Origin of the sequence: Marinobacter sp. KM021 (assembly GCF_050707965.1) — a bacterium.
GTDB classification, from domain to species: Bacteria; Pseudomonadota; Gammaproteobacteria; order Pseudomonadales; family Oleiphilaceae; genus Marinobacter; species Marinobacter shengliensis.
Map to the genome: position 1 here is coordinate 1,297,938 of NZ_CP136129.1, position 19,285 is coordinate 1,317,222.

The window sequence follows — 19,285 nt, forward strand, 5'->3', positions numbered from 1 at the left end:
ACAGAATTTGCTCAAACAATACTAACTGCTTGTTTACGCGAATCTGGGCCAAAACATTGACGCCCAGCATCCAATTAGGGTTAACGGCTCCGATGGCGTTTTCCTTAACGGAATTCTTGTAAATGCGCCTAACTGACAGCATAGGACAAAGCCGTGCAGATGCGAACCATCTTTTTGGCGACCTTTTGCCTATATAACCTGGGCCTGAATGCGGTCGCTGCGGCCACCACCGCAAGCGAGATACGCGATGCCGCCGGTCAATTTATCGAAGCCTGGGCCGACCAGCAGCGCCAACAACAATACGAGGTGAACTTCACTGTCGGCAGCATCGATAGCCGGCTTAGCCTGGCTGCTTGCGAACGGGCACTCGAAACCGCATTTACCAATGACCCCCTCAGGACGACATCGCCATCGGTAATGGTGTCCTGTGCCGGGGAGCGGCCATGGCGGATGTTCGTCACAGCCAGTGTCGAAGTACACGGCCCTGCCCTTGTTGCGGCTCGGCCTTTGGCCCGCGGTGAGCGCATCAGCGGTGAACTGTTGCAGGAAAAGCAGGTGCAGATCAACGCCAGCCGCAGGGGCATTCTCACGGATATTGAACAGGTATCCGGCATGCTGGTGAGGCGACCAGTTAATGCAGGGTCGGTGCTGACGCCGGACCTGCTCGAAGCTCCCAATGCCGTTGAGCGGGGCGATCATGTTATCATCACCGCCAAATCCGCGGTGTTCTCGGTCAGTTCCCGAGGCAAGGCCCTGGCCAGTGCCAGTGTCGGCGAGCAAGTGATGGTTGAGAATCTGCAATCAGCACGCACGGTTCGGGCAACGGTCACGGCTCCTGGCCGGGTGGAAATTGCCATGTAACGGCAAATCCGTGCCCAGCGGCAAATTTTTTCCGTTTTATTCTAAAGGTCGGCTAAACGCTGCCGATAAGCAGACATAAACTCGATTCCGCCACCTCTGAAGGTGGCCACAGGCAAGCAGGTACCCTTATGTCAGTTGACTTAAATGGAATTGGCCCCGGCCAGGTCAACACCACCAGAACCACGGCCGACAAAGCAACAGGCAGCCAGAGTGCGCCCTCCACGGCTGGAGAGCAGGCAAAGGCTCAAAGCACGGCTGCACGCGGCGACAACGTCAGTCTCAGTAATCAGGCCAAAAACCTGAAGCAGCTGGAACAGAAACTGGGCGATTACCCGGAAATGGACGACGACCGCATTGCGCAGATTCGCGCAGCACTGGAAGATGGCACCTACAAAATTGATGCAGAGAAACTGGCCCAGAAAATGCTTGAGATGGATAAAAGCATTTTCGGGTGAGTAAAACATGGCTGCAATCATTGAATTGAAGACCCTTCTCTCAGAAGACATCCGCCAGCTTGAAACCCTGGCGGATCTTCTCAACCAGGAAAAACAACTCCTGGCGTCCTCCGACATCGCTCCGCTCCAGGAAATCACCACTCAGAAAAACAACATCCTGACGGATATCCGTGAGCGTGCGAAACAAAAGATCCGCCTGTTGGTGAACATGGGGTACCGACCGGATGCCGGCGAGCCCTCCAGATTTATCCGTGCCGGTGGCATGGAAGACCTGTACCAACTCTGGAAAACCGCCGATGGGCGCCTTCGTGCTTGCCAGGAACTGAACCAGAACAACGGTCGTGTTGTCGGACACCTTCAAAAACGCCTGACGAGGCTCACGGACATCTTCCGTGGCGCCTCTGCCCAACAGAAGCTTTATGGTGCCAAGGGCGAACAAACCAGTGTATCCAGCGGCAACATTCTAGCCAGCGCCTGACCGACCCGGCAAACAAAAACGCCCGGATGGGCTATCCGGGCGTTTTTCGTTAGACTCACCTTACCCGTGCATTAACGGGTGTAGATCGTCATCTGGGAATCCGGATGAAACCGTATGTTGTGAATGCTGACGTTCCCCATGGATGGACTGTGATTGCCACTCACGCGGATGTTGTCCATCCGGATCTCCTCAATCCGCTCGGGAAACGCCAGCCTCAGGGCGCCATCCTCTCGAATGGAATAGCGGGGCTCACCCTCCCTGTAGTGAACACCAGAGATGGTCAGATCGGAATCGAGGAAACTGAGCACTGGCACAAAAATGTTGGCGGCCAGCTTGATTCCCTCTACTGAGTCGAGTCCGGCGAGTTCCGGATCATCAACCGCACCGCCAGCATTTCCCGGCATTGCGGCAACCGTTTCAATACGCTCCAGCAAGCCCACACTGCTTTGAGCCGTTACGCCGGCCATATCGCTGTCAGACAGAGGCGCAAAGTCCCCCTTTTCATATAACTGACCGGCCTGCGCAGGCAGGGATGCCGCGCTGGTATTGCCGGCCGCCAGCGACACCAACGGCTGAAACGGCAACGTCACCATGGTAACCAGCGCTGCCGCATTACGATAACGGGCCTGGTGTTTGAGAACACGATGCAGTTCTTTTTCAGTCACCCAGCCAGCGGCGATCAACACTTCGCCCAGGCGCTGCCCGGTTTCCCGCTGCAACAACAACGCCTCGTCCAGCTGACCTTCCGACAAATAGCCGCGATTGATCAACAACCGGCCAAGCCGGGACTTTTCTTCAAACCCCTTACGGATTCTCACTAGGCTCCTCCTGCATTCAGAGTGATCACCGTACAACCAGGCCCGGTATTGATAATGATTAAAGCGTAGCCCAATCCCCTGGCCTACGCTGTTCTGATTTGCACTTATTCAGGTAAGGATCTGTTAAGATCTTCGCTAATTTTGTTCTATCCGGATTGTCTCAGGATTCCTGATAACAACTGAAACTGTGAGAGCCTCTGAAATGACAAATATCGTAAAACCCGTATCAACTGTGATGTCCGTCCTGTTTGCCGCCATCGCAGCCCTGATGCTGGCCACTCCGATTCAGGCCGAAGAGCTGCCGAAGGTTCGCTTTGTTACCTCTGAAGGGGCCTTTGAGCTTGAGTTGCGCCCTGACGTAGCCCCCAAAACCGTGGAGAATTTCCTCTCCTATGTCGAAGACGGATTCTACGACGGCACGATCTTTCACCGGGTGATTCCCGGCTTTATGATTCAGGGCGGCGGATTTACCGAAACCATGGCCCGCAAACAGACCAAAAACCCCATCGTTAACGAAGCCTCAGCAACCCTGCCTAATCTTCGGGGCACCGTGGCCATGGCCCGAACCAGCTCCCCAAACTCAGCAACCTCTCAGTTCTTTGTTAACGTCGCCAAAAACGATTTCCTGAATGCTGGTGTGCGTGGTGCGGGCTACGCGGTCTTTGGCAAGGTCACCGAGGGTATGGGCGTGATCGACAAGATTGCCGGCGTACAAACCGGACATCGCCAGGGCATGGCGGATGTTCCGGTTCAGGCTGTCGTCATCGAGAAAGTGACTCTGGTTAACACTGAAGACTGAGCACCATGCATTCCCCCTGCCTGCCGCCGGCCATGGAGCCGGCAGAACTTGTCTGGCGCGACGGCGTGCCCGAATCCACCCGGTTTGGAGACGTATATTTCAGCAGGGACGACGGCCTGGCAGAAACCCGGCATGTTTTTATCGGGCATAACCAGTTGCCGGAGCGGTTCCAGCAGGTACCAGACGCCAGCCACTTTGTGATTGCTGAAACCGGTTTTGGCACGGGCCTGAATTTTCTCGCCGCCTGGGCGGAATGGTTAAAGTGGCGCTCGGCCGATGACAGCGCCATTCTGCACTTTGTGTCGGTAGAGCGATTTCCCCTGCGCCGTCAGGACCTCGAAAAGGCCCTGTCGTACTGGCCCGAGCTAACCCCCCTGGCAGCGGAGCTTATCGAACAGTACCCTCCACTGATCAAGGGCACTCATCGGCTGGTGCTGGCCGGAGGTCGGGTTCGGCTTACCCTGTATTTTGGAGATGTCCTGGACGCCTGGAAGGATCTCACTTTTACAGCCGATGCCTGGTTCCTTGACGGCTTCGCCCCGTCGTTAAACCCGGACATGTGGCTGGACGACGCCATCGGGCTGATCACAAGCCACAGCAAACCCGGAACGACCCTGGCCACGTTTACCGCCGTTGGCCGTGTGCGCCGCAGCCTTGCAGAGACTGGCTTCGAGATCGCCAAAGTCCCTGGCTTTGGCCGCAAGCGGGAAATGCTTGCAGGTATTTACGCGCCGGGGAATGCGACTAAACAAGAGGCGAAAACTGGCACGGTTGCCATTATCGGTGCAGGAATTGCCGGCACCCTGCTCGCCCGCAACCTGGCGGAACGGGGTGTTCAGGTGCTGCTGCTGGACAAGGCGCCCCACGCCGGTTCTGCGGCATCTGGCAATCCCCAGGGCGCGCTCTATGTAAAACTTGGCGTGGAGTACAACGCACAGACTGAGCTTTCTGCAACGGCCCTCAGTTTCAGCCAACGTTTCTATCGGCCCTGGCAAAACCGCTTCTGGCACCCAACGGGACTACTGCAACTGGCAACCGATGATCAGGAAATCGATCGCCAGCGGCGGTTCTGCGATCGCAATGATTACCCGGCTGACCTGCTGGAACCGGTGGATGCAATCCGGGCAAGCGAGCTGGCAGGAATTGCGGTTAACACTGGCGGTCTCTGGTTTCCCGGTTCCGGCTGGCTTGAGCCTGCAAAGGCCTGTCAGCAGCTGGCCGAGCACCCTCTGATTGAAACACGATTCAGTTACCAGGTCGCTAACCTTCTGCCATGTAACAATCAATGGTGTATCCGAAATCACTCTGGCGAGGACAGCCGCGCAGACGCTGTGGTCATTGCCGGAGGTCACGAAAGCCCCGCCTTGGTGCCCGTAGCCGGGCAGCTCCGTTTGAAAGCGATCCGCGGTCAGGTTACTGAACTACCGGAGGCAGACTTCAACCTACCCCAAACGGTGATCTGCGGGACAAAGTATCTCAACCCTGTTCAAGGCGGCAGTGCAGTCACCGGGGCGACATTTGACCTTAAGGACGAGACCCCCTACCCAACCCCCGCAGGCCACCAGGAAAACCTTGACGAGCTAAAACGGATTCTGCCGTCTGTAACCAAAGAATCGGTGCCAGATCCCGATCAGCTGCAAGGGCGAGTGGCCTTTCGCTGTACCACGCACGATTACCAGCCTGTGGCCGGCCACATGCGGGACACCGAAGGGAACCACCTTAACGACCTGTATCTGCTGACCGGCCTGGGCAGCAAAGGGTTGGTCTGGGCACCCTTGCTGGCAGAATATCTGGCAGATGTTATCAGCGGCCAGCCCCACTGCTTGCCTGCGCCGCTCTCAAAGCGACTGGAAACGGGGCGGCTATACCGAACCTGACACTTACCCAGGCGTAATGAAGCCGGCCTACAGTTTTGTGACATTCAGCCGTTACCATTAGAGGAGCTGCTCTGCATTGGGATGTTGCAGCAGTCACATGGGAGAGTTAGTGGAATGTCTATTCACGTAAGTGAGCCGGGGCGACCAATCGGCACCCGATTGCCGGAAGCCTTGCGAAGCCGTCGCGTTGGCGACGTCACCGAGCTGACGGAATCCGGCGCGATTTCACCGGGCCACAGCGAGGCAACCGACGCGGAGTTTCAGCAGGCCGCTAACAGCGGCCGCCACCGTGCACTCCAGGAGTATGGCGCCGCAGCCGCCGGAGAACGGCGCGAGGAGCGTGTGTACCTGCCTGTTTCCGCCATTTGCTCACCGGCGCTGTACTCTGTACCCGCTACGGCTTCCATGGGTGAGGCCATGTCCAGCATGGAAGACAACAATGTGCACCATCTGGTCATCCTGGCCGACCACAACGTTGCAGGCCTGATTGACCTGCGCTGGCTACTCGCCTGGCTCCACGAAAACCCGTCACAAGCAGTAAGTCAGAGCCTGTCTCAGGTTGAACTGCCAGCTTTCCTGACCGCCTCTCCGGAAACCGACGCACACCAGCTCGCGCGGCTTATGCTTGCACACCAATTGAACGCGGCACTGATCGTTGACGCAAAAGGCCAGCCATCAGGCATTGTGACCAGTACCGACTACCTGAAGCTGTATGCCAGCGCCAGCCGGCAGGAGGGGACCGTCTAAGGCCTCGCCCCCCCCCTTTAAAGCCATTAAGGGTTCTCGGAGGTCAGTGCATCGCCCTCCGGGCCGAACAGCCTAATTGCCAGCTCACCACCCAGGTCTACCAACGCAGTAATTTCATCATCCCGATAGTTTTTCAGCCTTAACACATTCAACCCCTCAACCTCAGGCTGAACGCGCCAGCTCCGATAGGCCGCTTCGTCATCACCACGATTCAGCCTTGCCAGGATTGCATGGCGGGTGGAGGGATTTCCAGCGCCTTCAGCGAAGACCCCATCGGTGGAACCGGCAATGACCATATCGCCGTTAAACAGCAGGCCCTGGCTCAGCTCTACAATGGCAGTGTCATTCTGATCATTGGCCGACAATGCACTGCCTATGGCACCCGAGGTACTGTAACCGAGAGCAAACCCGGCCCGGCTGTTCACACGTGTGCGAATAAGTTCGTCAGCGTCATCTTCGTTAACTTCCACTCGATACTCAAAGGGGCCGTCACCAATCAGCCACGCGCTACCATCGCCATAAAACCCGTGCCGCAGAACCTCGGCGGATTCTTCTCCAACCTGGTAAACCGACACTGTCCCCGAGGCGCTGCCACCGAAGAAAAAGGGGCCGGTAACCGCCGTGCCGTCGATCGATGATGGCGCAAAACCAAACAGCAGGGGGCTGAGAGCGGCCACACTGCCGCCCACCACATGATCATCACCCTCAGAACCCACCTGGACCGTCCAGGCGATCGTTGGCACCAGTGCATCGCCATCGGGTATGGTATCGATTCGGGTCAGGAAGGCGTCGATACCGCCGGCCGACGACTCTCCACCCCATACGCCGTCGGTTTCACCCGCGATCGCAACATAGCCACTGCCAGGGTTGAGCCCTATCCATCGAACACGGTCATGCCCGGAGGTGCCCATCCGGAACAGGTCATCCCAACGCAGCTGATACTCTCCTTCACTTAGTCGATAAACGCCTACAATCACATTATCTCCGGCCCCGGCATCGCCTGAGCCAACCGGCTCGTCAGTAGTGAATGCCACGGCCATTTCATATCGGGTGACCCGGACCGTGTCTTCGGTGACCCGCCGCTCCGCCACATCCACGAACACATCGGGGCGGGCTGAGGCATCTGCGAGATCGGCAACAACTACGGGGTCGCCCAGCAGGGCGCCAGTCTGATCATGAATGCGCACCTGAACCTGGCCGTTGTTGCTCCCGGCGACAAAGTAGCGACCGCCATGACCAACGGTAAAGTCCGTCGCAACAAATCCGTCATTCCAGACAATAGACTCTTTCAGACGATTGAAGCTGAGCCTCAACAGGTTATCGCTGGCACCTCTGGCAAAACCTTCCCGGCCCGCCTGGAACCGGCTGTCTACCGCCAGGTTCGCAAATCGGTCGTGCAGGTCCTCCGGCGTTGAATAGCTCTCACTGGCACGGACCTCGAAAAGCAATTCATTCTGGCCAACGGGAAAGCTTAAGGTATCGTTCTCCACGCCTTCCTGCTCAATGACAAACTCGGTTCCCAGCCGTGCCGTGGAGCCTTGGGCGTGCGTCAAACGGACTTTGATGACGTCCTCCCTATCACCGGACAGCGTGGCCCGATATTGCCCGGTTGTACCGGTGTTCAACGTATCTCGCGGGCCGCCCTTCAGGGTTCCGATGGCAACCGTCGGTTCATTGTCACGAATGGTCAGGTTGGTTCGCACACCGGTGTCCGATGCGCCCAGGGAGGCAATGCCCGTGCGCACCTCTGTTAAATGAAGCTGCGCCAGTTCGGAAGGTTCGGGGATGGTGTCGTCAATGACTTCCAATGGAATGTAGCACTCGGTGATACCTGGCTCGAGGGTAATCAGCCCCCGATCCTTGATGCCAGCGTCGTTCTCGTAGTACTCGATGTAGGTCAGCTCCTCGCCCTGTTCATCCACCGGGAACGCGGTGTTGCTGCCCTGCGCGACAATGTCGTTACCGATAATGGCACGGCCGAGGTTGTCACTGCTGTATTCGCACCGCTGGTGCGGTGGGCTTTCCTCGTCGTCACACTTATTCTCATCGAATTCCGAGCGCAGCTCGAACGCGATGGAAACCCTTGTCACGGAGGGTTGGTCCAAAAGAACCTTTGCAAACACGCGATTGGTTGGCGAAGTAACTGCCTTGGACTCCTTAAACGAGCCATCCTCGTTGTACAGGTCAATCTCATAGTCATGCTCGCCGACCACATCCAGTGCAGGCAGTTCACAACGGGTTCGGGAGCTGTCAGGAATGTCCGGGCTCTCGCCCTCGGTGAACGACGGCGCCTCCAGCGTCACTACATTCCGTTTGACTTCAATATCAAAAGGCTGGAACCCGGCCATGCGGCCATCGGTGGTGACAATGTCGATGTTGTCGTTTCTGCCCAGGTCCGCCTCACCTCTCGCGCCCCCGGACAGTCCAGGAACGCCGCGCATGATGATGCCCTGGCGGGCTTTATTGCTGGTGTCTTCCAGCGCGAGCCAGGAGGGGGCGTTCGTCAGCGAGTAATCCAGAATGCTCTCGCCGCCATAGGCTCCCCAGTTGTAGTAATACTCAACCCCCAGGTAGGCCGTGGTCGGCGGCGCGCCAAGCAGCGTGGGCTGGTCGGGGTCTTTTTCGGTTTTACAGCCGGCAGACATCAGTGCGATCAGGGCCAGGCCAAGAAGACGGCCAGAGGAGGAGGTGCGGGGGAGCAGATCGGCGCGCATGCAAAAATCCGTTTCATGACGTTGTTGTTATGGCGGTGCCAGCGGGGCATAACGCTCCCGGTTTACACACCGTTACAGATCAACGCCATGTTAGCCAATTTGCGCCCTGCCGGATCTGCGCGAGTTCTCAGATTCACCGGCCGGGCCCGCATCAGCCTGCTACGCCATGCTCCTCTAAGAGGGCGAGAAGCCCCTCTTCATCCAGGACAGGCACTCCCAGCTGTTCTGCCTTGGTCAGTTTGGAGCCAGCAGACTCACCCGCCACCACGCACGCGGTTTTCTTCGAAACGCTGCCCGCGACCTTGGCTCCCAGTTTCTCCAGTTTTTCCTTCGCCTGGTCCCGGGTCATCTGTGACAGGGTGCCGGTCAGCACCCAGGTTTCGCCGGCCAGGGGTTTGGCCTCGGCAGGGACAACCTGTTCTTCCTGCCAGCTTACCCCGGTGTCTTTCAAAGCCTGCAGGGTTTCCTGGTTGTGGGGCTGGTCGAAGAAACTGCGAATATGGCCGGCCACGATGGGACCAACGTCCGGTACCGCCTGCAGCGCCTCGTCATCGGCGGCTGAAATTGCCTCAAGGGTACCGAAATGCGATGCCAGGGACTTCGCGGTCGCCTCACCCACCTCGCGAATACCCAGGGCGTAGAGGAACCGCCACAGCACCGGCTTACGGGCCCTGTCAATGGCCGCCACAAGGTTGCCTGCTGATTTATCCCCCATACGGTCAAGGCTGGATAACTGGAATTTGGTTAGTCGGTACAGGTCCGCGACGGTGTTCACCATGCCTTCATCCACCAGCACTTCAATCAGCCGGTCACCCAGACCTTCGATATCCATGGCCTTGCGGGAGGCGTAATGGCGAATGGCTTCCTTGCGCTGGGCGGGGCAGTACAGCCCCCCGGAACAACGGGCGACAGCCTCCCCTTCTATCTGGACGATGTCCGAGTCACAGACTGGGCATTGGCTCGGCAGGACCACTTCCGCTGCGCCCTTCGGGCGTTTCTCCGGAACCACCTTCACCACTTGCGGAATGACATCTCCAGCACGGCGTATGAACACCGTATCACCGATGTGCACATCCAGCCGGCGAATCTCGTCCATGTTGTGGAGTGTTGCGTTGGAAACGGTCACGCCACCCACAAACACTGGTTTGAGCCGGGCAACAGGCGTGACAGCCCCGGTCCTGCCCACCTGGAACTCCACATCTTCAATAACGGTCAGTTCTTCCTGGGCGGGGAATTTGTGGGCAATGGCCCACCGGGGCGCCCTGGACACAAAGCCCAGCTGCTGCTGCAAATCCAGGCGATTCACCTTGAACACGATACCGTCTATTTCGTATGGCAGCGTGTCGCGCTTGGCCATCAGCTCCTGGTACGCCTCGAGGCACGCTTCAACCCCCTTGGCTTTGCGCATTTCCGGGTTAATACGAAACCCCCAGCCCCGAACCCGCTGCAAGCTTTCCCAGTGGGTTTCAGGCAGCAGGCTTTCGTCGGTGACCGCCATGCTGTAGGCACACAGCTCCAGGGGGCGCTTGGCGGTGACTGTTGATTTCTTCTGGCGCAGGCTACCGGCAGCGGCATTTCTGGGGTTTACAAAGGGCTTTTCGCCTTGCTCAGCGAGGCGCCGGTTCAGTTGCTCAAACCCCGCCTTGGGCATATAGACTTCACCCCGAACTTCCACCAGATCCGGATAGTCGTCGCCCCGCAAGGTCAAGGGGACTGACGGAATGGTGCGTATATTGGCCGTGATATCCTCACCGGTATAACCGTCGCCTCGGGTGGCGGCCCGAGTTAATACACCCTGCTCATAGTGCAGGCTGACCGCAAGGCCATCCAGCTTGGGCTCACAGACATATTCCACCGGATCCTCGGTTGCCAGGCGATCACGCACTCGGCGGTCGAAATCACGGAGCTCGTCGTCACTGAACGCATTGTCCAATGACAGCATGGGCAATCGATGGGTGATTTCTTCAAAGCTGGTTTCCGCGGCACTGCCGACCCGCCGGGTAGGCGAGTTATCTGTGGCAAGTTCCGGGTAGTCCGCTTCCAGTGTCTGGAGTTCACGGAACAGCCGATCGTATTCAGCATCGGGTATCCTGGGGTCATCCAGAACGTAATAGTAGTAATTGTGATCGTCCAGGGCGGCGCGCAACTGTTCCACGCGCTGCTGGATATCGGCAGAAACCTGGCTCATCGGATCGAATGTCCTGATTAAGTGTTATACCCGATGGGAACGCTGTTTACGTTCGAATTCACGGATGCGCTGCCGGCAGTGCTCGATCGTCTGCGGAGTCATTACGCTGCGGCGCTCGTCTTTCAGTTCACCGCCCATATTGCGCACAACGCACTGAGCGGTTTCGAGCATGAATTCGAAGGCCTGCATGGCATTGGATGGCCCGGGCAGGCTCATGAAGAAACTGATTCCGGGAGTGTTCAACGTTGGCATATCCTGGGGCCGGAAGGTTCCCGGCTCCACCGCGTTGGCAACGCTGAACTGCACTGGCGTGGTGGTGTCAGCACCTTCATGCCGGTGGTAGATGTCCATGTCGCCATGTTCAAGACCGCAGGCCTCAAACAGCTTTTTCAGGGTCGTGCCGGGGAAGTGTTCTCCGTTACGGGCCAATACGTTAATCACCAGCACTTCCCTGGCTTCCGGGCGATTGGCTCCCGCCAACGGCTGATTTTTGCGTGGGCCCGGTGCCGCTTCCCGGCGAGCGGTATCTTCCTCAACCTCTGTGGTCAACACAGGAGGTTCTTTCGCTCGGGTTTTTGCTGCGGGACGAGATTTCGGTTCTGGTTCTGGTGCTGACTCCGGTGCCGGCTCCGGTTCTGGCGGCAGTTCGGGCTCTGATACCGGCCGGGCGGAGACTTCGTCGTCGTAGACCTCCTCAGCCTCACCCGCCGGTGGTTCTACTGAACGCTCGGAACGGCTATTCACGACTCTTGGCTCACCCAGGACACCATCGTCGATGTTGTCGTCGGTCGCGCCCCACCCCGATTCCAGCATAACGTCGTCATCGTCCGAACTGCCGAAATCCTCTGACGTGTCCCGCTTGAGGTAGCCCCGCTCTTCGAGGGTTCCCCTGGATACGGTTCGGGCTCCACCATTGGGAAGTTCTGGATTGTAATCATCATCGAGCGGGGAATCCTTCAGATCATCCGCGCCCATTCCGGAGGAAATCGCCATGGACTCCTTACGGGCCCGGCGCATCCGCCGAACACCATCAATGACGATTCCAAGAATAACCAGGGTACCTATGGCAATTAACCATTCCCTAAGTGACATAGTGCTGCTGTCCTGTTTGCAGTTCGGAACGTTGCTACTCTAAGAAAAGCCCGTAATGAATACAACGCACTCCGGGCCGAGATGGCGTTATTGTCATGGTTGACGGCTTTTTCGCCAACCCTCAGGCCTCCGCCAAGGCTGCCGCCTCGTCGACATCCACCGAAACCAGCCGGGAGCAACCCGGTTCGTGCATGGTGACGCCCATCAACTGGTCCGCCATTTCCATGGCGATCTTGTTGTGGGTAATGTAGATGAACTGTACCTGTTTGGACATCTCTTTCACCATATTGGCGTAACGGCCAACGTTGGCATCGTCCAGCGGGGCATCTACCTCATCCAGCATACAGAAAGGCGCCGGATTGAGCTGGAAGATAGAGAATACCAGGGCAATCGCAGTCAAGGCTTTCTCGCCACCGGACAGCAGGTGGATGGTACTGTTCTTCTTGCCCGGTGGCCGCGCCATGATCGCCACGCCGGTTTCCAGAAGGTCTTCGCCGGTCAGCTCCAGATAGGCATTGCCGCCACCAAACACCTTCGGGAACAACGCCTGCAGGCCACCGTTAACCTGATCGAAGGTTTCCTTGAAGCGCTGGCGGGTTTCCCGATCTATCTTGCGAATGGCGGTATCCAGGGTTTCCAGGGCTTCCATCAGATCATTGTGCTGCTCGTCCAGGTAGGTCTTGCGCTCACTCTGTACCTGGTATTCCTCGATGGCCGCCAGATTAATGGCCCCCAACCGCTGGATACGGTTGCCAATTTTTTCCAGTTCTTCGGCCCAGCTTTTCTCATCGGCATCCTCCGGCAACTGGCCCAGCACTTCCTGGAGCTTTACATCCAGCTCCCTGAGCTGCTCGATGTGGTTACCCGACCGGATTTCCAACGCCTGGGATTCCATCTTGAGCTTTTCCAGCCGGGCGCGCACCTCACCCACCACATGCTCAGTGCGGCTTCTGCCCTGCTCCCGCTCCCGTACTTCGCGGTCAATGTCTTCCAGGGCGTCCCTGGCGGCCGAAAGCTTCTCCTCTTCCGCCAATCGGCGCTCCAGAAGCCCCTCGAGTTGAAGCTGAAGGTCTTCCAGTGGTTCTTCCGCGCTCTCTCGGGTTTCCCGGAGCATATCAAGGCGCTCTTCCAGCCGTTCTTTCTGCATTTGCATGCGTTCAATGGTCTGTTTCAATCCATCGCGCTGACTCTGCAATGATTGCAATTGCAACTGCAACTGGTGGGCGTGATCCCGGTCGTGACGGGCTTCCTGGCGCAGCCTGTCGAGATTCTCCCGCAAGGTATCACGCTGTTCCAGCAGCCGTTCTTTCTCCTCATCGCTGTCCTCGGTGGACGCCAGCGCCATGTTCCATTCTTCCCTGGCAGATTCGAGATCTTCCTTCTGCTGTTCCAGGCCTCCGACCACATCCTCGATGTCATCCCGGATACGGGCAAGGCGGGCATCAATCTGTTCAGCCCGGGCTTTAAGACCACTGACTTTTGAGGACAGGGCACCGAGTTCCCGCTCAGCGTCATTCAGACGGCTCTGGGCCTCCTCCCTCGCAGCTTCGGCGCGCTCTCCCTGTTCCTGAAGTAACTCAAGCGCTTCAACCGCCTGTTCAAGTTGCTCTTCGGCTTCTTGCAGCCGTACCTCAAGCTCGCTGACCTTTTTCTGGCGTTCAATGACGCCGATCTGACCTGCCTCGGAATCCGGCATCAATACCCAGTCACGGGCAACCCAGACCCCCTCAGGGGTAATCACGCTGTCACCGGCGGAAAGTTGGGCCCGCTGCGCCAATGCATCTCGGGTCGAGTCTGCCGTCCCAATACCGGCAAGCAGGTGGCTGATCGCCTCCACCCCATCCACCTTCGCCGCCAACCCTCCAGCAGGCCTTGGTTCAGTGCCCGAAGACACCAGCGCAAGGCCTTTTGGCGCGATGTCCAGGGCGTCAACAAGGTGGTCAAAGCCCGGCAATGCAAGCCCCTGGCTGAACCGGCCAATCACCTGCTCTACCGCAAACTCCCAGCCATCTTCAATACGCAACGCGGCGGCGACCCTGGGCGCATCCGACAAACCGTTATCCCGCAACCAGCCCTGCAAGGTATCGTCATGGCCGCCCATCTGTTCATCCAGCAAGGCCATCTGGGAATCCAGGGCCGCTTTCAGGCTATGCACCTGTTGCCGGCGTTCGGCCACAGCCTGCTCTGCTTCCCGCAGCTTCTGCCGGCTCTGGTATACGTCATCCTGCAGTGTCTGAATGCGCTCCGCTGCCTCTTCACGCTGTAGCTCGAGGGTTTCCTGCTGTTCGAGCAGCTCATCAAGTTCCGCCCGGTCCAGCTGCTCTTCCAACAACACCTGTTCGTCCAGCAGTTTGCCGTGACGGTTCTGTAGTTGGGCAATAGCGTCTTCAAGCGACCGGATTCGGGATTGGGCGAGTTCCGCCTGGCGCCGAGCGTCGGATGACCGGGTGCTGAACTCCTCCCACCGGTGCTGCCAGTCACTCATGGCGTCTTCGGCCAGCTGGAGCTTCTCTCCGGATTCTTCCGAACGCAGGGCCAGGGCTTCCTGCTCCGGCTCGATCATATCGAGCTCTTCCTGAATGCCCGCCAGCTTTTGTTCATCCTGTTCAAGCTCGCGCCCGAGCTCACGCTGGTTAGCCATGGCCTGATCCAGCTCTGCGGCGGTCTGGCGGCTACGCTCCCTCTGGTGCTCCAGGCTTTGTTCGATCCGGGCAATATCGGCGCCGGCTTCGTAGTAGCGTGCCTGGGCCCGGTTGAAAAGTTCGGTGCGTTCGTGGTGGTCTTCCCGAAGCGATTCCAGGGAGGTTTCGAGATTAACCCGTTCGGTCAGCAGTTTTTCCAGCTCGAGTTCGGTATCCCGAATCTTTCCACGCCAGGACTGTAAGTCATTATCCAGCGCCTGCCAGCGCAGCACCGTAAGCTCGGCCTTTTTCTGCCGTTCTTCCTGCTTGTAGGCCTTATACTTCTCGGCCGCGGCCGCCTGCCGCTCCAGATGCTGCAACTGGCGCCCTAGCTCCTCCCGGAGGTCGGTAAGCCGTTCCAGGTTCTCCTGGGTGCGCTTGATCCGGTTCTCGGTCTCGCGCCTTCGTTCCTTGTATTTGGAGATTCCCGCGGCTTCCTCGATGTATACGCGCAGCTCTTCAGGCTTCGCCTCAATCAACCGGGAAATCATGCCCTGCTCGATGATTGCGTAGCTACGAGGGCCAAGGCCGGTGCCCAGGAACAGATCGGTGATGTCCCGGCGGCGACATTTGGCGCCATTCAGGAAGTATTCCGATTGCCCCTCACGGGACACACGGCGCTTGACCGAAATTTCGTTGAACTTGACGAATTCACCAGGCGCGGTGCCATCACCGTTATCGAACACCAGTTCGATAGACGCCTGGCCGACAGGCTTACGGGCACTTGAGCCGTTAAAGATGACGTCCGTCATGGACTCGCCGCGCAGATACTTGGCGGAGCTTTCACCCATCACCCAGCGCACGGCGTCGATGATGTTGGACTTGCCACAACCGTTTGGCCCCACCACCGCCGTCATGTTGGACGGGAATGGCACCGTAGTGGGATCAACAAACGACTTGAAGCCAGCCAGCTTGATGGACTTGAGCCTCATATCAGGCGTTCTCCTCCGTGAGAATGCTCAAAACCTGTGCTCTCTGGTGTTCGCCGAAATCCTGGATAACCCGCTCCAGGAGAGCTGAATCGCCCTTAACCGCCGCATCTGCCAGATGACGGAAGAAAGTGCCGGTTTCGGCGATCTCACTTCTGAAATGCTCAAGGGCTACGTAATAGGTGCGGCTGATGGCGGGCCGGAAATTCTCAAGGGTTTCTTCAAGAAACGGGTTTTCGACCAATCGGTAGGCGTAACGCATGACGCCGAAGCCGGCGTCTATGACCTGTTCCGCGGCATCAGTGGCATTGGAATTGAGTGCATCAATGACCGCCTGAAGCTCCTTGACCTGGCTCATCACGCCACCAAGCTCGGAACCGGACCACCGCTCCAGCACTTTGCGCCCGAGCATGCATAGCAGATCGATGTAGATATCGTACAGGGCGTTGACCGAACCCGGGGTCAGGTCAGACACCACCGCCCCCCGGCGCGGAAAGATTTCCACCAGGTGGCGGCGCTCAAGTATCAGCAGCGCTTCGCGCACCGAGCCACGGCTGACATTCAGCTCACCGGCCACCTTCAGTTCCTGAATCCGCTCCCCCGGCTTGAGATCACGAATGATGATCCGTTGCCCGATATGCTGCGCGATTTGCTCTGAAAGGCTCTCCGGTGCCTGAAATCTCATAAACCTGATGCTCTCTTGTTATGACAGGACATGGTCAAGCGCAGAAGTTTATCACAGCCTCCGGCCAGCCCCACCCCTTGTCTGACATTTTGATTGCAGGTTTTGCACCAGCGGCAATGCCCTGCCGGAAAAATGGCGCTTTCAGACAATCACCCCATCCAAAACCTCAAAACGCAATAAAGAAAACATCATATTTCATTGTTTATAATGCCTTTATTTTCAATGGCACAGTTCATGCTGGTGAGGCTGTCACTATACCCTTTTCCAGAAGCAGAGCGAGCCATTGTGAAAAACCTGACTTCGATTCAGCCGTCAAAGACGCAGCCGGCCAGGCTGGCCGCCCTGAAGCAGTCGTTTCATGACTGGAACCAGTCCCCTGATGTTCTCACCAAGCTCGCCAAACGGCTGTCTACCACCCTGTCACTGGAAACCCAACTCGGTATCATCGCAGACGAGATTGCACAAACCATCCCGTTTGATGCCCTCAATTACCGGCATCGGATTGCCCGGCAGGATTTTGTGTTCTCAACCGGTATGGGCGGGCCCCATCGCTGCGAATACCGCCTCACGCTGGAAGGAAGTTACTATGGCACGCTCGCGTTTCAGCGCCGGCAAAAGTTTACAGACGAAGAACTTACTGGCCTGGAGATGATGCTCTCGGCAGCCATCTGCCCACTGCGCAACGCCTGCCAGTACATCGCCATTGAGCAAGCCGCGTTGACCGACGCCCTGACCGGCATTGGTAACAAACGTGCCCTTGACGAAGCTCTGCTGCGGGCAAGCGCTCTGGCCGACCGGCATGGCGCGCCCTGGAGCCTCATCCTGTGCGACCTGGATCACTTCAAACTGATCAATGACAACCACGGGCACGTGGTTGGGGATCATATCCTGACCAGAACCGCAGAGAAGCTGGAACAAGCCATTCGAAATTCAGACACCGTGTATCGATTTGGCGGGGAAGAATTTGCCGTATTACTGCCTCACACCAGTGAGCAGGAAGCACGGGAAGTTGCCGAGCGCATTCGCCTGGCGATCGAAAGTATTCGGGTGGATGGTGGTGAGACGCCACTGACGGTTACCGGCAGCTGCGGTGTGGCAACCCACCTTGCAGACGAGGCGCCGGAGCAGTGGCTGGCCCGGGCAGACGAAGCGTTATATCGGGCGAAAGCACAGGGCCGCAACTGCACCCGCGTTTTCGCCAGTATTTCCTGAGCGACAGTTGGGGGGCTTATTCGCCCCGATTGTTACGAGCCGGCTTCTTTGCGCCTGACCTTGCTTTGCGGTCATCGCGCTTTGGCTTGGCGGGCGCAGAGTCGCTGACCTGCCAGGTTCCCTTGCGGGCACGCTGCAGAGACTTTCCGGGACTTTTTCGTCGCCTGCGATCGTGAGCCGCCTGCTCACCGGGGGTCTTTTGCGGAATATCCACCGCAGACAGCCCGACGGCCTTGCTCAGGGCATCCACACCTTTCTGATCCAGCTCTTCCCATTTGCCCAGGGTAAGACGGCTTGGCAAGAAAATTGGCCCATAGCGCACCCGCTTAAGCCTGCTGACCCTAACCCCCTGGGACTCCCACAGGCGCCTGACTTCCCGGTTCCGTCCTTCCATCAGGGTCACGTGGAACCACTGGTTGATGCCGCTGCCGCCAGCGGGAGCCAGGTCGGAGAACTTGGCCATGCCGTCATCCAGTAACACACCTTCCAGCAAACGCTGCTGCATGGCGTCGTCTACCTCACCAAATACCCGCACGGCATATTCCCGGTCAATCTGGCTCGACGGGTGCATCAACCGGTTGGCAAGCTCACCGTCGGTTGTGAACAACACCAGCCCGGTGGTATTGATATCCAGCCGCCCGATGGCGATCCAGCGCTGGTCTTTCAGGCGTGGCAAGCGGTCAAATACCGTTGGCCTGCCTTCCGGATCTTTCCGGGTGGTGACTTCGCCCTCGGGCTTGTTGTAGATCAGCACCCTGCGAACCACCTGGGCGGCGGCTGACACATCCAGCTGCTTTCCATCCAGCTCAAAACGGTCGTCCGTAGTGGCTTTCTGGCCTGGCTCCGCCGGCTGGCCGTTAACCTGTAACCGCCCGGATTCCATCCACCCTTCAATCTCCCGGCGAGACCCAACACCCGCTCTTGCGAGCAGTTTCTGAATGCGTTCAGGGCCCGCCGTCAGAGCCTTATCGCCCTGAGATGCTCGGGTTCTGGAACCTGGTTTTCCAGGGCCTTGTTTTCCGGGGCTAGATGCCGCCATGTAATACGTCCTTACCGATTAACCGATGTCTTTTGACATCAGTGAAGTGTCTGTTCCGATTCAGCAGTCTGGATGTCTCCGGGTTGTCCGGGGTCGTCACTGCTGTCATTTTGGGATGATTCAAACTGAATCTCCCCCTGTATGTTTCGTTCGATCTCCCGGCCAATTTCCTCGAGATCACGAACCTCAGACAGCGGTGGCAGTTCATCCAGCCCTGTCAGGTTAAAATAATCCAGAAACTGTCGGGTGGTGGCGTACATTGCAGGGCGACCCGGCACGTCACGATGTCCAACAACCCTTACCCACTCTCGCTCAAGCAGGGTACGAATGATATTGCTGCTTACCGTAACACCGCGAATATCTTCAATTTCACCCCGGGTGATTGGCTGCCGATAGGCAATCAGGGCCAGGGTTTCGAGCAGTGCCCGGGAATACCGTTGGGGTTTCTCCTCGAACAAGCGACCAACCCAGGGTGCCAGCTCTTCCCTCACCTGCAGTCGATAACCGCTGGCCACCTTTTTCAGCTCAAAGCCTCGTCCCTCGCAGGCTTTGTCCAGCTGCACCAGCACGTGCTCCATCACCTGCCGGGATGGCCGCTCATCTTCCACAAACAATTCTCTGAGCTGTTCCAGCGACAGGGGCTTTCCAGCCGCCAGCAGGGCCGCTTCGGCAATCGCCTGAACACGCGCAAGATGTTCTTCGTTCATAAT

At 58.0% G+C, this 19,285-nt stretch carries 15 protein-coding genes; 7 read left to right on the forward strand and 8 right to left on the reverse strand.

The genetic code is table 11. The annotated features are described in order from the left end of the window. The first annotated feature begins 159 nt into the window (after positions 1-159). The 3 genes from flgA to RVM24_RS06100 all read left to right on the forward strand — a co-directional run bounded on the left by flgA (position 160) and on the right by RVM24_RS06100 (position 1,794). Positions 160-861, forward strand: coding sequence for a flagellar basal body P-ring formation chaperone FlgA (gene flgA, locus RVM24_RS06090; protein WP_431475130.1), 702 nt, complete (start codon positions 160-162; stop codon positions 859-861). Positions 862-989: 128 nt separating this feature from the next. After that, complete coding sequence (gene flgM, locus RVM24_RS06095) at positions 990-1,316, forward strand: flagellar biosynthesis anti-sigma factor FlgM (protein WP_058091164.1); 327 nt, start codon at positions 990-992, stop codon at positions 1,314-1,316. A 7-nt stretch (positions 1,317-1,323) separates the two neighbouring features. Beyond that, positions 1,324-1,794 (forward strand): flagella synthesis protein FlgN, encoded by a 471-nt coding sequence (locus tag RVM24_RS06100; RefSeq protein ID WP_061332195.1) that lies wholly within the window; start codon positions 1,324-1,326, stop codon positions 1,792-1,794. 71 nt (positions 1,795-1,865) lie between these two features. On the opposite strand, the gene RVM24_RS06105 is transcribed toward RVM24_RS06100, so the two are convergent. Continuing rightward, on the reverse strand, positions 1,866-2,612 hold the full coding sequence (locus tag RVM24_RS06105; RefSeq protein ID WP_431475131.1) for a pilus assembly protein PilB: 747 nt from the start codon (positions 2,610-2,612) through the stop codon (positions 1,866-1,868). Positions 2,613-2,814: 202 nt separating this feature from the next. Here RVM24_RS06105 and RVM24_RS06110 point away from each other — a divergent pair, with 202 nt between their 5' ends. The 3 genes from RVM24_RS06110 to RVM24_RS06120 all read left to right on the forward strand — a co-directional run bounded on the left by RVM24_RS06110 (position 2,815) and on the right by RVM24_RS06120 (position 6,035). Continuing rightward, positions 2,815-3,411: a peptidylprolyl isomerase gene (locus tag RVM24_RS06110; RefSeq protein ID WP_431475132.1), complete on the forward strand. Its 597-nt coding sequence runs from the start codon at positions 2,815-2,817 to the stop codon at positions 3,409-3,411. A 5-nt stretch (positions 3,412-3,416) separates the two neighbouring features. After that, the gene (mnmC, locus tag RVM24_RS06115) at positions 3,417-5,288 is read left to right on the forward strand and encodes a bifunctional tRNA (5-methylaminomethyl-2-thiouridine)(34)-methyltransferase MnmD/FAD-dependent 5-carboxymethylaminomethyl-2-thiouridine(34) oxidoreductase MnmC (RefSeq protein ID WP_431475133.1); all 1,872 of its coding nucleotides are present in this window, start codon (positions 3,417-3,419) and stop codon (positions 5,286-5,288) included. A 114-nt stretch (positions 5,289-5,402) separates the two neighbouring features. Continuing rightward, positions 5,403-6,035, forward strand: coding sequence for a CBS domain-containing protein (locus RVM24_RS06120; protein WP_061332191.1), 633 nt, complete (start codon positions 5,403-5,405; stop codon positions 6,033-6,035). 26 nt (positions 6,036-6,061) lie between these two features. On the opposite strand, the gene RVM24_RS06125 is transcribed toward RVM24_RS06120, so the two are convergent. The 5 genes from RVM24_RS06125 to RVM24_RS06145 all read right to left on the reverse strand — a co-directional run bounded on the left by RVM24_RS06125 (position 6,062) and on the right by RVM24_RS06145 (position 16,324). Beyond that, the gene (locus RVM24_RS06125) at positions 6,062-8,749 is read right to left on the reverse strand and encodes a hypothetical protein (protein ID WP_431475134.1); all 2,688 of its coding nucleotides are present in this window, start codon (positions 8,747-8,749) and stop codon (positions 6,062-6,064) included. A gap of 151 nt (positions 8,750-8,900) precedes the next feature. Continuing rightward, complete coding sequence (ligA, locus tag RVM24_RS06130) at positions 8,901-10,937, reverse strand: NAD-dependent DNA ligase LigA (protein ID WP_431475135.1); 2,037 nt, start codon at positions 10,935-10,937, stop codon at positions 8,901-8,903. Between the two features lie 24 nt (positions 10,938-10,961). Continuing rightward, positions 10,962-12,029 (reverse strand): cell division protein ZipA, encoded by a 1,068-nt coding sequence (zipA, locus tag RVM24_RS06135; protein ID WP_431475136.1) that lies wholly within the window; start codon positions 12,027-12,029, stop codon positions 10,962-10,964. A gap of 121 nt (positions 12,030-12,150) precedes the next feature. Continuing rightward, positions 12,151-15,642 carry a chromosome segregation protein SMC gene (gene smc / locus RVM24_RS06140; protein ID WP_431475137.1) on the reverse strand — a complete coding sequence of 1,164 codons (3,492 nt, stop codon included), beginning with the start codon at positions 15,640-15,642 and terminating at the stop codon, positions 12,151-12,153. Between the two features lies 1 nt (position 15,643). Next, positions 15,644-16,324 carry a GntR family transcriptional regulator gene (locus RVM24_RS06145; protein WP_061332186.1) on the reverse strand — a complete coding sequence of 227 codons (681 nt, stop codon included), beginning with the start codon at positions 16,322-16,324 and terminating at the stop codon, positions 15,644-15,646. Positions 16,325-16,609: 285 nt separating this feature from the next. On the opposite strand from RVM24_RS06145, the gene RVM24_RS06150 reads away from it, so the two are divergent. Beyond that, entirely contained in the window at positions 16,610-17,536 is a 927-nt protein-coding gene (locus RVM24_RS06150) for a GGDEF domain-containing protein (RefSeq protein WP_106695871.1), read from the forward strand. A gap of 16 nt (positions 17,537-17,552) precedes the next feature. On the opposite strand, the gene rluB is transcribed toward RVM24_RS06150, so the two are convergent. Beyond that, entirely contained in the window at positions 17,553-18,575 is a 1,023-nt protein-coding gene (rluB, locus tag RVM24_RS06155; protein WP_106695872.1) for a 23S rRNA pseudouridine(2605) synthase RluB, read from the reverse strand. A 38-nt stretch (positions 18,576-18,613) separates the two neighbouring features. Next, complete coding sequence (gene scpB, locus RVM24_RS06160; RefSeq protein ID WP_431475138.1) at positions 18,614-19,282, reverse strand: SMC-Scp complex subunit ScpB; 669 nt, start codon at positions 19,280-19,282, stop codon at positions 18,614-18,616. Positions 19,283-19,285 lie beyond the last annotated feature (3 nt).

Coding starts and splice junctions, on each gene's coding strand:
- flgA (WP_431475130.1), top strand. CDS start 160: ATGCGAACCATCTTTTTGGCGACCTTTTGCCTATATAACCTGGGCCTG.
- flgM (WP_058091164.1), top strand. CDS start 990: ATGTCAGTTGACTTAAATGGAATTGGCCCCGGCCAGGTCAACACCACC.
- RVM24_RS06100 (WP_061332195.1), top strand. CDS start 1,324: ATGGCTGCAATCATTGAATTGAAGACCCTTCTCTCAGAAGACATCCGC.
- RVM24_RS06110 (WP_431475132.1), top strand. CDS start 2,815: ATGACAAATATCGTAAAACCCGTATCAACTGTGATGTCCGTCCTGTTT.
- mnmC (WP_431475133.1), top strand. CDS start 3,417: ATGCATTCCCCCTGCCTGCCGCCGGCCATGGAGCCGGCAGAACTTGTC.
- RVM24_RS06120 (WP_061332191.1), top strand. CDS start 5,403: ATGTCTATTCACGTAAGTGAGCCGGGGCGACCAATCGGCACCCGATTG.
- RVM24_RS06125 (WP_431475134.1), bottom strand. CDS start 8,749: ATGCGCGCCGATCTGCTCCCCCGCACCTCCTCCTCTGGCCGTCTTCTT.
- ligA (WP_431475135.1), bottom strand. CDS start 10,937: ATGAGCCAGGTTTCTGCCGATATCCAGCAGCGCGTGGAACAGTTGCGC.
- zipA (WP_431475136.1), bottom strand. CDS start 12,029: ATGTCACTTAGGGAATGGTTAATTGCCATAGGTACCCTGGTTATTCTT.
- smc (WP_431475137.1), bottom strand. CDS start 15,642: ATGAGGCTCAAGTCCATCAAGCTGGCTGGCTTCAAGTCGTTTGTTGAT.
- RVM24_RS06145 (WP_061332186.1), bottom strand. CDS start 16,324: ATGAGATTTCAGGCACCGGAGAGCCTTTCAGAGCAAATCGCGCAGCAT.
- rluB (WP_106695872.1), bottom strand. CDS start 18,575: ATGGCGGCATCTAGCCCCGGAAAACAAGGCCCTGGAAAACCAGGTTCC.
- scpB (WP_431475138.1), bottom strand. CDS start 19,282: ATGAACGAAGAACATCTTGCGCGTGTTCAGGCGATTGCCGAAGCGGCC.